Raw genomic sequence first — 13,195 nt, forward strand, 5'->3', positions numbered from 1 at the left:
TTAATATCTTTTTCTTAGTCCTCTAGGGCCTTTTTGATATCCATGGTCAGTTCATTGTTCTCTAAAACAAAGCATGGAATTCCTAGTCGTTCTGTTCCTCTGATTTCATCGTAAAGAGCATTAGTATCTCTCAATTTTAAATATTCCTTTAAATCTGCATAACAGGACAGGATATCCTTAAAATCGATATCTGCTCCAGCAGAAGAAAGTTTATTTAATGCAGCTAAGGTATCTGGGCAAAGATGGCTTCCAATTACAGTAATTTTCATATTATTTCCTCCTTATTTTATAGCAATTGCTTCAATTTCACATAGTACACCCTTTGAAAGGGTCTTTACTGCCGCACAACTGCGACCGGCTTTGATACGAAATATTCTCATTAAAAGTTGCAAAATCCCTCATATTTGCCAGAAAGCAGGTAGTCTTAAATACTTTTTTACTTTATATCCCTAAGATGCTCCGTTAGTTTCAGGGGCTTTTGTCATTTCCAGAATTTTCATCTCTTCTTCTTCCTTTCTTTTTATTTTATTTTTCTCTCTCTTTAACATCCAATCCTTACCTTCTACCAAACGTGCGACAATCATGGATGCAATGGTATCACCTGACGAATTGAGGCAGGTAGCTGCTGGATCCACCAAAAACCCAATAGTAGCAACTAATGGGAATGCTTCTCCTGGAAAACCAAAGAAGCTGACAATCAACATTTCTCCTACCAGACCACCACCTGGAGCACCAGATAATACAAATGCACTTAAAATTGCTACTATTACAGCCATTGCATAGGTTCCTACCCCTGTAAAGGGCATTTGGAACACACCAAATAGAAAAGCAATTTTAGTTATGGATGAAAGTACGGAACCATCCATATGCATGGTAGCTCCCATAGGCAGAACGATGTTAGAGATATCCTCTGGTACTCCGATATTTTTACATGCTTCCATATTAACAGGCAGGGTAGCTACAGAACTTTGTGTTGCAAATGCAGTAATTGCAGGATTAAAAATATTCTGAATCATTTTCTTTACTCCCAGCCTTCCTCCGGCAAAATATGCATAAGCCGGGTAGAAAACTACTCCATAAACAAGACACATCGGATAATAAATTAGCATTGTACGTCCATAATCTCCAATCAGCTGAGGACCAAACTCACCAACTAGGTTTGCAAAATAAGCACCCAATCCAATAGGAGCTAGTTTCATAATCATTTCTACAATCTTCATAATCACATCATTTAAGTTTCCTAATAACTTACCTACATAGCTTTCTTCACCACCACAGGCAGATACAGCCAGACCGGAAATGATGGCAAATACAATAATCGGCAGCATATTTTTACGGCTCATAAGACCAGAAAAATCGTCAACTGTCAAAGTGCCTACAATCATAGAGCTAATGTTTGTAGTCTCCTGCATCTCTGCACTTGCCATTGTAATTGCAGTATTTGCTGCTGGCGGCCAGATATTGACAACCGTCAAAACCAGAACTGCTGCGAAACATCCAGTTACCACAAAGGTTAGCACCATACTTCCTAGGATTTTACCCAGACGTTTCATATTCAGCATACTTCCTACAGCAGTTGCTATTGAAACAAATACCATCGGAACTACGATAGTAAACATTAAATTAATAAAAATATCTCCCAAAGGCGCAAATACTGTTGCCTTTTCCCCCAAAACAACACCCAGTATAGCTCCAGTAATAATCCCCCCAAGCAAAATGAGAGGAGATCGATAATGCTTCCATAGTTTCTTCTTATCCATACCTTCTCCTTCCTAGCATTTCACAAAAACGCTCCCCTTTGTATTTTATAATTTATCAACTGCTTCCTTTAGCTGTTTCAATGCCTGTTCTAGTACAGAACGTGGACATGCTGCATTAAGTCTCATGTAGCCGGAAAGACTACGCCCGAAGCTACATCCTTCATTTAAGCCTAAACCAGCCTTATGGATCATAAAGTCACGAAGCTCTTCATTTGTCATGCCTAATTCTCGACAGTCTAACCAAATCAGATATGTAGCATCTGGAACATTTGGCTTGATTTTTGGAATATTTTCATCAAAATATTTTTTAATAAAATCAAAGTTTTCTGAGACGTAAGCAAGCAACTGTGTAAGCCACTCTTCGCCTTCATTGTAAGCTGCTTCCATGGCTACTGAGCTGAAGGCATTGTTTCTATGAATATCCATATTCATCCAGAAACGGTCAAACTTCTGCTTCATCTGTTCATTTGGAAAGATAGTCGTAGAAGCCTGAAGCCCTGCTAGGTTGAAAGTTTTAGTTGCAGATACACAGGTAATGACTTTTTCTCCAATTTCTTTAGAAAGTGTTTCTGTAGGCGTATGCTTCTTTCCATGGAAAATTAAATCTGAATGTATCTCGTCTGATACTATAAGCACATCATTTGCAATACAAACTTCCGCCATCCGTTTTAATTCCTCTGGCTCCCATACAATCCCAAGTGGATTGTGAGGATTACATAAAAGAAAAATCTTACACTCTTTTGCCTTTTTTTCAAAGTCCTCAAAATCAATATACCATTTTCCATTTTTTTCTATCAACTGGTTTTCTACCACTACTCGTTCCCAAGCCTCTGTGACATCATAAAACTCTGGATAAACCGGAGTTTGAATCAAAATCTTGTCACCAGTGTGGCTGAAAATTTTGACAATAGACGATAATACAGGAACAACTCCCAAGCTCCAGCTCATCAGAGATACGTCAACATCCCATTGACTTCGCCTTTTTTGCCACTCCTGTACAGATTTAAAGTAGCTGTCCGGCCTAGAAGTATAGCCCCAGATGCCTTCCTCAGCTTTCCTTTTGCAAGCATCGATGATTGGCTGAGCAGTTCTGAAATCCATATCCGCAATCCACAAAGGAATCACTTCACTTGTACCAAATTTTTTCATCCGTTCATCATACTTTGCAGCACGGTTATTACTGCGGTCAATGATTTCATCAAAATCATATTTCATAATAAATCTTCCTTTCTTCACTGTCCTTGTTGTTTGCAGTTGATGCTAAATGTAATGAGCAAAAACCATGCCAAAATTTTTTTTTGTCATTTCTTAAAAAAAATTATATTTTTTCGCCTTCACAGTTTGTTTTAATTGGTCTATTTGGTTATATATATGGTTAATACGTTTTATTTGACCATTTTAACCATATTTTTTGATTATTTTACCTTTCTTTCTGGTTCTAATCTTCTCTTTTTCTCTGATTCGAAGATTGGCATATTCTTTGCTTTATAAAGTAAAAAACAAACCTTGAAAGGAGATTTTCCCAATGCTAACAAAAGAAAATTTATTAGCCTTATTAAAGCAGGAGGTTGTTCCTGCCCTCGGATGCACCGAACCCGTCTGTGTAGCACTGGCTGCGGCGGACGCCTATCATGCCATAGGAGGCAAAATTGTTTCTATTAAAATAGAGGTCAATCCGGGAATTTATAAAAACGGAATGTCTGTAGGCATCCCTGGCTTCGATCGGGTCGGCCTTAAATATGCTGCCTCACTGGGAGCAGTTATAGGAAATCCTGAGAAGAAGCTGGAGCTTTTAGAGGACATCACTCCAGAGGTAAGCCAGAAAGCCATAAAAATTGTAGAAGACAGCCAGGTTATAGTAGTGATTAAGCATGAAGAAGTCCAGTTATACGTACGGGCGGAAATCATCACCACTGCCGGAATCGGAATCAGCAAAATCCGCGGCACTCATTCCAATATCATTTTTACCAAACGAAATAATGATGTGCTTATGCAGAAGGAATACTCTGCCAACTCTGACGATTCTCTTCATCAGCAGCTGAAGCTTATGAGCGTAGCTGAAATCCGTCAGTTGATTGATCAGTGTAGGGAAGAAGAACTTTCCTTCCTGTTGAACGGCATTGATATGAATGAAAAGTTGGCAGACTATGGTCTGGAGCATTCTCTGGGAATCGGCATCACTTCTGCCCTCCGGGAAAAAATGACCGCAGATATTATGGGAGATAATTTATTCAGCCGTACTATGCTCCGCGTTGCCAGCAGCGCTGAAGGTCGTATGAGCGGCTGTCCCTACACCGTCATGAGTAGTGCTGGCAGCGGCAATCACGGAATCACAGCCATTCTGCCTGTAGCCGAAATGGCCCGTTACTTAAATTCTTCCAAAGAACAGCTGGTAAAAGCACTGGCATTTTCACACACTCTGAATGTTTATATCAAACTTTTTACAGGCAAGCTGTCTGCCACCTGTGGCTGCGGCGTATCCGCTGCTACAGCAGCATCGTCCGCTATGGTATGGCTGATGGGCGGAAATGACCGCCAAATTACCAATGCCATTATCAACATGAGTGGAAATTTAACAGGTATGATTTGTGATGGTGGCAAAATCGGTTGTGCCTTAAAGCTAGCTACTGCAACAAATGCAGCATTAATGTGCGCTTATCTGGCTGTGTCTGACGTAGCGCTGCAGCCATCAGACGGAATCTGCGATGTAACAGCGGAACAAGTTATACGAAACATGGGACAAGTTAGCAATCCTGGCATGGTTGAAACAGACCGAGCTATTCTCTCTATCATGATAGAGAAAGACCAAAGAGAGTAAAAAACACCCTGTAAGATAGACACAGAAAAGAAGCTGTGTTAACTTACAGGGTATTTTTTTACTAGTAAAAGCACCTCTTGTAGTAGATGGAAATATTATTACTGCAATTGGTATGGCTTACAGGGAGTTTGCTATAGAAGTAGGCCGTAAATTAAAATTTGATTGTGATGAAAGCTGATTTAATGGAATTAAAAAACCTATTAAACTAGAAGATTATACATTTTTTAGAAATGCCCAGCAATTTATATAAATATACTATAATACAGAATGATCTTAAAAAATTTTTCTTTCCTCCATATCTACTGTGTAAATTATGTATTTTCTGACTTCACAAAGTTATCCACAGATTTAAAATTTTATAATTTCCTATAGAAAAAATAAGAGTTATACAGTAAATTGCATAACTCTTATTTTCTATTACCATGGTTTAGGATCTACTTCTGAACATACAGCTATTGATTTATTATTAGAATAATCTTTATTAATAGTTTTTAATTCTTTTGCAAATGCAGTAGTGTAAAGTGTATTAACAGCTACTAACCCCATTAATACTAATATACCAATTCTTTTTTTCATTTTTAAATCCTCCAACATTTATTATTTATAAATAATATAATTATTATAATAACTTATTTATAGTTAAAAATTGAGCTTTAATATTTTTAAAAATCTATGTAACTAAATGCTCTTAAGTAGATTTCTCCTAATGCCTTTTTCTTATCATAGTTCTTAATTTTTTCATCTATATTCTTTAATATTTCTAAATTCCTATTCTTATTATCTTTTGATTCAAAATAATCAAATATTCTATTTACTGCGTCTAGTATTATCTGGTTATCACTTATTAAAAATGCTTTATCTAATGTTTTATTAAAATAATGAAGCATTTTATCTTCATCAAATTTCATATAAATACAAAACGCTTCATGAAGAATTTGCGCTAATAATTCATTATCAATATTATTACTACTAACCTGTAAGGCCATATCAATGTAAAATTTGGCTCTTCCATAATCTTTTAACAAATGATAATAATATGCTAAATCATTATAGGCAATTGCCATATTTCTATTACATTTTATTTTAATATTTAAGTCTAAATATTCACGCAGCTTTATTTCTGCAAGCTTGTAATCTCCATTTTGCCTATAAAGAGTTCCTTCTAAAAGTGTTATATCATTAAGCTGACCTTCAGTAAGCTTAAATTCTGATTTAAGTTTATTTATATAGTGCAATCCCTCTTTGCTCTTATTCAATTTTTTACAGGATAGAGCTATATTAAAATATATTCTTTTTCTATATGTTTCGTTATCTATTTTATTATTCTTCATAAATTTTAATATATATTCACCTAGATGCAATATACTAGAATTTTTATTTAACTCTATATATATTTTCATTTTAGTAAGTAATGATTCAATATATTCTATCTTATTTTGTTCTATTGATGATAAATCTAACTTTTCCAATATGTAAACTTCAGCCATTTCATAACAAAAATTATTATAATAAAATTCAATAATAATTTTATAAAAATCATACAATATGTCTTCTGGTATATTATATGAATCAATTATGTTTTCAATATCATTAACTTTTAATTTAAATTTTTCTATTGATCCATTCTCATATTTACTTAATTCTGTTATACCATTTTTTACAATTATTATAGCTTGTTCTTCTTCACTTAAAAGTAGTTCATCTGAAGTTATATGTGGTAGTGTATATGCTCTATCATCTATTATTTTATTTAAGTTATCAGCAATAACCTCAGCTGCATTAATACTTAATGCAGCTTTCTTATTTTCAATTGCACTAATAAAATTTCGGCTTATGCTTTTGCTAGAAAGTTCTTTTTGTGCTGCTTGTATCATTATCCTTAGTTTCTTTACTTTTTCTCCTGGATGTAAAATTTCATTTTCAAAATACATTGTAATTCTCCTCACTTTTCCGGAAGAAATCTAAAATTCAATATACAATTTTAATATTTTTCTAAAAAATGTTCTTACAACCCTTTTCTATAAACCCGCATAAGAATTACTGCTTTCGCTTGCTACTAATTCTACAAAAATTCATCCAGTATTCTAATTTATTACATTCATTCAACTAATTCTATATTAAGAGATATAATCCTTTATTTATAAAATATTTTTACCATTATAAACTTTTAATTTTTGAAGCTCTTCTAATTTCACATAATGCTCTTGCTCACGTTTGATTTGCCAAGCTATTATCAATTCACAACAGAATATTTTCATGATGACATAACAGAAAATTTATTTTACTATATCATCATCAAATCCCCGTATAGATGCACTTTTATCTTAAATTTCATTTTTTATTTCTCTCTTTACCCTATAATGATTAATTTTGCCCCCGTAACTTACATTGACAGTATCTTCATCTTGATAAACTCCTATATCAATTTCATCAAACATTATAGAAATCACAGGAAAAGACTTTTTGTTATAATAAATCAACTGATTCCAAGATACAACATCAAGAAGGTTTCTTAGCTTATCTATATCATCCCTGTTCGATATTTTTATAGTATTGGCACTCATTTCAATAACCACCTCATTGGTATTATTAAATATTTCCAAAACTAGCCTTTTGCTATGTGTTTCTATAAACTTATATACAGATACTAGTCCAACAATAGCCACCACAGCAAATAATTCAAAAATTTTAAACTTCTTCATAATACTTTATACCTCGCTGGATTTATACATAACATAGTACCACATCCCGTTAATCCTATAATTCAAAATACTTAGTATAAATTCTTGTTCAAAACTTTGGATATTGTATTTTCCAATTTCAATCTATTTCTTTTCTAGCAATACAACCGTCTCCACATTTTCTGACTTCACAAAGTTATCCACAAATTTAAAATTTTATAATTTCCTATAGAAAAAATAAGAGTTATACAGTAAATTGCATAACTCTTATTTTTATTACCACGGACCCGGGTCTTCATCTGCACGCATCATAATGGTTTTATTATAGAAGTCCTTATTAATAGTTTTTAATTCTTTTGCAAATGCAGTAGTGTAAAGTGTATTAACAGCTACTAACCCCATTAATACTAATATACCAATTCTTTTTTTCATTTTTAAATCCTCCATAACGTATTATTTATAAATAATTTAATTCTTATAATAACTTATTTATGGTTAAAAATTGAACTTTAATATTTTTTAGAAATCTATGTAACTAAATGCTCTTACATAGATTTCTCCTAGCTCATTTTTCTTATCATAAGTCTTAGTTTTTTCATCTATATCTTTTAATATCTCTAAATTCTTATTCTTATTATCTTTTGCTTCAAAATAATCAAATATTCTGTTTATTGTATCTAGTATTAGCTCATTATTACTTATTAAAAATGTTTTATCTAATGTTTTATTAAAATAATAAAGCATTTTATCTTCATCAAATTTCATGTAAATACAGAAAGCCTCATGAAAAACAATTGCTAATAATCTATTGTCAATATTACTAGTGTTAATAACCTGTATGGCCATATCAATATTAAATTTAGCTCTACCATAATCTTTTAAAAAACAATAATGATATGCTAAGTCATTGTAACCAACTACTATACTTCTACTACATTTCATTTTCTTACTTGATTCTAAATATTCATGTAGCTTTATTTCAGCAAGTTTAAAGTTCCCAATTTGCCGATAAAGTTTACCCTCTAAAAGTATAATATCATTAAGCTCAACTTCGGTAAACTGAAATTCTGATCTAAGCTTATTTATATAGCACAATCCTTCTTTACTCTTATTCAGTTTTTTACATGATAACGCTATATTAAAATATATCCTTTTTCTATACGTTTCATCATCTATTTTATTTTTATTCATAAAATATAATATATATTCACATAGATGTATTATATTCGAATTTTTATTCAACCTTATACATATTTTCATCTTGGTAAGTAATGATTCAATATATTCTATTTTATTGTGTTCTATTGATGATAAATCTAACTTTTTTAATATATAAATTTCAGCCATTTCATAATAAAAATTGTTATAATAAAAATTAATAACAACTTCATAAAAATCATACATTATGTCTTCTGGTATATTATATGAATCAATTATATTTTCAATATCATTAACTTTTAATTTAAACTGCTCCATTGATTCATTCTCATATTTACTTAGTTCTGTTATTTCATTTTTTATAATTCTTATAGCCTGCTCTTCTTCACTTAAAAGTAGTTCATCTGAAGTTATATGTGGTAGTGTATATGCTCTATCATCTATTATTTTATTTAAGTTATCAGCAATAACCTCAGCTGCATTAATGCTTAATGCAGCTTTCTTATTTTCAATCGCACTAATAAAATTTCGGCTTATACTTTTACTAGAAAGTTCTTTTTGTGCTGCTTGTATCATTATCCTTAGTTTTTTTATTTTTTCTCCTGGATGTAAAATTTCATTTTCAAAATACATTGCAATTCTCCTCACTTTTCTGGAAGAAATCTAAAATTCAATATACAATTTTAATATTTTTTTAAAAAATGTTCTTCCAACCCTTCTCTATAACCCGCATAAGAATTACTGCTTTCGCTTGCTACTAATTCTACAAAAATTCATCCAGTTATATCTAATTTATTGCATTCATTTAATGTAATTCTACATTAAGGGACATAATCCTTTATTTACAAAATACTTTTACCTCCTTGTTTTTTGTTTGTTTTTGTCTTCACCTATATATGACTAGGAGATATAAACTGCAGTGATCTTTTTAGCAAAAGGAGATTATTTTTTTATATGATCATCACTAAAGCCATTCTAAACATACCCGCATAGCAGGTAGTTTTCTAAATACAAAAACAGGCCATACACTGGAATTGTAATCCAATGTGTGGCCTTTTTCTTTCATTAATATAGTTAATACCTATTATCTGATGTTCACAGAATAATTTGAAACAGTTTTTCCTGAAAGATCTTTATAATAGAAATTAATATTTGTATTACTATTGCTATTTATTAAATTTATAAGCAATCCATATGCTCCATTATTTCCTTGCTTCATTGATCTCATATTTGCATATGTGAAATTAATAGGAACTGCTGAAGAATACTTGGAGCATTTTATGTCTATTTATAGTATTAATAAAAAAACAAACGTTGTACTCGAATTTTATTTTTATAAAAGATGAAAAAAGACAATTACTAAATAGTGTTTTTTTATTTAGCAATCGTCTTTTCTCTTTAAATAAACGGAAGAATATGTTCTTTTATAAGCTTCTCCCTATAACGTGGTTGTTGAGTGATTCTGGAAGCAATTGCAATAGTTGCTCTTTTTTCTGGAAATATGCCAATTAAATTTCCACCAGAACCTGCTGCCAGAATGCTAGAAATCTCTTTATCTTTATCTATCCACCAAAGATATCCATAGTCATTTCCATGAGACGTCGTTGATAAATCCACCCATTCTTTACTAATAATCTGTTCATTCTCCCAAACACCATTCTTCTGGTAAAGAAGGCCGAACTTTGCCATTTCACGTAGGGTTAATGTCAATCCCCAGCCACCAGCTGAATATTGGTTTGGGTCACTTACCCAGCCACGTACATCATCGCCGAACACATGAGCTAAATCAAATATCATAGGATAATCTGGCATCTTTTCAATTCCTAAAGGTTCAAATAGATGGAGATTAGCAAACTCACGAGCACTCATACCAACGCTTTTTGTTAAAATGGCTGATAGTATATGTGCACCCGCAGTTGAGTATTTAAATTCTCCAATTCGTCCACCTTCTCCAAGTATTTCAAGAGAGTATTTAATCCAGTCTTTTCGACGAATCATTCTGTATAATGGCTCTCCCATGTTTGGAAAAGGAAAAGGTGCAGTCATAGTTAAAAGATGATGAATAGTAATATGATTTCGATTTCTATTGTTATCATTAAATTCATATTCTGGGAAAAAAGAAATCACCTTTTCATCAATATTTTTTATATAACCCTTATCTATAGCAATACCAATCAAAGCTGAAAGCACACTTTTTGTCACAGAGGCTACATGAAATTTATTCTCCTTGTTTTTACCGTGGTAGTATTTTTCATGAAGAATATAACCATCTTGTAAAATAAGTATTCCTTCAATATTTGTATATTGTGTTTTAATAATAGAATCAAGATTCGATAACATTTCTAGATCTAACTTTTCCTTTGCTTCCCAAACTGCATTTGGAGTATAGCCATTTTCCATTTACAAATACCTCCCAGTTAATGAATCTTTATTTTCTTTGAGTTGCTCCGGAGTTCCTTCTGCTAATATATTACCACCTTCAATACCGCCGCCTTTTCCTAATTCTATAATCCAATCACATGAAGATAAGATATCTAGGTCATGTTCAATGACTATAACAGAGTTTTCATCAATAATTAATTCATCAAGTAATGTAATTAATTTGGCAGTATCATATTGACTTAATCCTGTGGATGGTTCATCTAGTATATAGAGAATGTTTCCTTTTTTCTGCTTCCCAATTTCTTTGGCTAATTTAATTCTTTGGGCTTCTCCACCACTCAAAGTTGGAATTGGCTGACCTAACTTTATATATCCCATTCCAATTTGTTCCAATACTTTTAGAGGTTTGAATGAAATCTTCATATCTTCAAAAAAGGTGAGGGCTTCTGTAATACTCATTTCAAGTACATCATAAATATCTTTGTCCTTGAATTTTATGGATAAAGTATCATGATTAAATCTCTTACCATTACATTCATGGCAGCTTTTATCAAAATGAATATCATTACCTATTGAAATAGTTTCTAATCCACTTCCCTTACAAACTGGACATGCACCTTTGGAATTAAAAGAAAAGTGTCCAGCTGATAAGTTATTTTGCATAGCTTTTGGTTGTTGTGAAAATAAAGTTCTTATTTTATCCCATAATCCAAGATAAGAAATTGGTGTTGAATTCATTTTGCGTCCAATAGGGGCTTGAGAAATTTCCACATAATCTTGGATATGTTCCATACCATCTATTTGATTTACAATAGGTCGCAGGAGAGGAGGTGTTTCATCATAATCATCTTCAAATTGTTTTCTTTGCGTATTTTTATAGAAGTTATTTTTAAGTAGTGGTAAAAGTGTCTTAGAAATGAGTGAACTTTTTCCACTTCCAGATACTCCTGCTATACCTACCATTTGATTTAAAGGTATGGAAACAGTTAAATCTTTTAAATTATTCGTTTTTGCATTATGAATCGTTATATGTTTCATGTTTGTTTTTGGCAGATTTTTTCTTTGTCGCACAGGAAATGGTATTCTTCCTGACAAATATTTGCCTGTAATTGAGTGCTTAGCGTTCAGTAATCCTTCAAAGTTTCCTTGATAGACAATATCACCACCATACACACCAGCTTTTGGGCCAACATCAATAATATGCTCGGCAAGCTTAATAGTTGATTTATCATGCTCAACAATAATTACAGTATTACCAGACTTTTTAAGCTTAAGAATTGCCTGTAATATTTCTTGTTTTTCAAATTCGTGTAAACCACTGGTTGGCTCATCAAAAATATATATAAGCGAATCCATTCCAGAATCCAAATGTGAATTAAGAAAAATTCTTTGTAGCTCTCCACCACTTAATGAAGGCATTTCACGATACAAAGTCAAATGCCCAAGCCTAACTCTTATTAATTCATTAATCTTTTTCAAAACTGTGTTCGTCATTTTAAAACCAAATTCTGTTAGAGTGTTTTGAGACAATAATTCTTGCAAATAATTACGAACTTGCGATAAAGTCATGTTACCAATTTCACCAATATGACGATGATCTAGAAAAACACTTCTAGCTTCTTCACCAACCCTAAATCCATGACAGGATTCGCAAGTTTCCATTTCATAAATTCCTTTCAAGCTCTCACCACGTAAATAACGATTATGCAAGACTCTTTCAATACAGTAACTAACATTATTTGAGTTATTTGTTGGAATGCCATAAATTAACTCATCTTTGAGGTCATAGGGTAACTGATTAAAAGGAGTATAGAAATATTCATGGTATTTCCGTTGTAATAAATTCATATATCCAGAAGTAGCACCAATATTTTGGAACACTTGTTGCATTGTAATTTCATTATTTGGAATAATTTTATCTAAATTGACGTTGAAGTATTTTCCACGACCACCACATTTCATGCACATACCATTTGGCGATGTATATGAAAAATAGCTTGAATCTAACTTTTCATCATCCTCTATATTAAAATTTGTCTCTTCATTCACCATTTTGCCATCATTAGAAAAAAGGAGGGCAAGCATATTTAAAATGCCAGTTTTCGAACCTACTGTTGAACGAGAATTTGTTTGACGAACAAGACTTTGTTTCACTGCAATAGTTGGACTTAATCCAGTAATACTATCAAATTTGTTATCGTCAAATTCTAAACTCATACCTAATGATTGTAAATATTGTTTTCTTCCCTCCTCGAAAATAAGATCAAAAACTAAACTGGATTTTCCTGAACCGCTAACTCCAGTGACAACAATTAATTTATCTTTTGGAATTGTGACATCAATATTCTTTAGATTATGCATATGAGCATTTTTAATTTTTATTTCTTTCACTAAAA

12 protein-coding genes and 1 pseudogene are annotated in these 13,195 nt (G+C 32.2%); 1 reads left to right on the forward strand and 12 read right to left on the reverse strand.

Annotated elements, in window-relative coordinates:
* Positions 1–14 precede the first annotated feature (14 nt).
* The 4 genes and pseudogenes from ACWPW7_RS20355 to ACWPW7_RS20370 form a co-directional block, all read right to left on the reverse strand.
* Positions 15–269, reverse strand: coding sequence for a glutaredoxin (locus ACWPW7_RS20355; RefSeq protein WP_454055018.1), 255 nt, complete (start codon positions 267–269; stop codon positions 15–17).
* Positions 270–281: 12 nt separating this feature from the next.
* Positions 282–438: pseudogene (locus tag ACWPW7_RS20360) on the reverse strand (Rid family hydrolase); the annotation flags it as partial.
* 11 nt (positions 439–449) lie between these two features.
* Entirely contained in the window at positions 450–1,760 is a 1,311-nt protein-coding gene (locus ACWPW7_RS20365; RefSeq protein ID WP_454055019.1) for a dicarboxylate/amino acid:cation symporter, read from the reverse strand.
* 45 nt (positions 1,761–1,805) lie between these two features.
* On the reverse strand, positions 1,806–2,975 hold the full coding sequence (locus ACWPW7_RS20370; RefSeq protein ID WP_454055020.1) for a MalY/PatB family protein: 1,170 nt from the start codon (positions 2,973–2,975) through the stop codon (positions 1,806–1,808).
* 310 nt (positions 2,976–3,285) lie between these two features.
* Here ACWPW7_RS20370 and ACWPW7_RS20375 point away from each other — a divergent pair, with 310 nt between their 5' ends.
* Positions 3,286–4,578: an L-cysteine desulfidase family protein gene (locus tag ACWPW7_RS20375; RefSeq protein ID WP_454055021.1), complete on the forward strand. Its 1,293-nt coding sequence runs from the start codon at positions 3,286–3,288 to the stop codon at positions 4,576–4,578.
* Positions 4,579–4,995: 417 nt separating this feature from the next.
* Here the strand turns inward: ACWPW7_RS20375 and ACWPW7_RS20380 are convergent, their stop codons facing one another.
* From ACWPW7_RS20380 to ACWPW7_RS20415, 8 genes are all read right to left on the reverse strand, one after another.
* Positions 4,996–5,154: a hypothetical protein gene (locus ACWPW7_RS20380; protein WP_160289184.1), complete on the reverse strand. Its 159-nt coding sequence runs from the start codon at positions 5,152–5,154 to the stop codon at positions 4,996–4,998.
* 86 nt (positions 5,155–5,240) lie between these two features.
* On the reverse strand, positions 5,241–6,509 hold the full coding sequence (locus ACWPW7_RS20385) for a hypothetical protein (RefSeq protein WP_454055022.1): 1,269 nt from the start codon (positions 6,507–6,509) through the stop codon (positions 5,241–5,243).
* A gap of 393 nt (positions 6,510–6,902) precedes the next feature.
* Entirely contained in the window at positions 6,903–7,280 is a 378-nt protein-coding gene (locus ACWPW7_RS20390; protein ID WP_454055023.1) for a hypothetical protein, read from the reverse strand.
* 255 nt (positions 7,281–7,535) lie between these two features.
* Positions 7,536–7,691 (reverse strand): hypothetical protein, encoded by a 156-nt coding sequence (locus tag ACWPW7_RS20395; RefSeq protein WP_454055024.1) that lies wholly within the window; start codon positions 7,689–7,691, stop codon positions 7,536–7,538.
* Between the two features lie 87 nt (positions 7,692–7,778).
* Positions 7,779–9,050 (reverse strand): helix-turn-helix domain-containing protein, encoded by a 1,272-nt coding sequence (locus ACWPW7_RS20400; protein WP_454055025.1) that lies wholly within the window; start codon positions 9,048–9,050, stop codon positions 7,779–7,781.
* 451 nt (positions 9,051–9,501) lie between these two features.
* Positions 9,502–9,645 carry a hypothetical protein gene (locus ACWPW7_RS20405; protein ID WP_454055026.1) on the reverse strand — a complete coding sequence of 48 codons (144 nt, stop codon included), beginning with the start codon at positions 9,643–9,645 and terminating at the stop codon, positions 9,502–9,504.
* A 170-nt stretch (positions 9,646–9,815) separates the two neighbouring features.
* Positions 9,816–10,817 (reverse strand): serine hydrolase domain-containing protein, encoded by a 1,002-nt coding sequence (locus ACWPW7_RS20410; protein WP_454055027.1) that lies wholly within the window; start codon positions 10,815–10,817, stop codon positions 9,816–9,818.
* On the reverse strand, positions 10,818–13,190 hold the full coding sequence (locus ACWPW7_RS20415; protein WP_454055028.1) for an excinuclease ABC subunit UvrA: 2,373 nt from the start codon (positions 13,188–13,190) through the stop codon (positions 10,818–10,820). It abuts the gene before it with no gap.
* Between the last annotated feature and the right edge of the window lie 5 nt (positions 13,191–13,195).

Source organism: Clostridium sp. Marseille-Q7071, assembly GCF_965112025.1.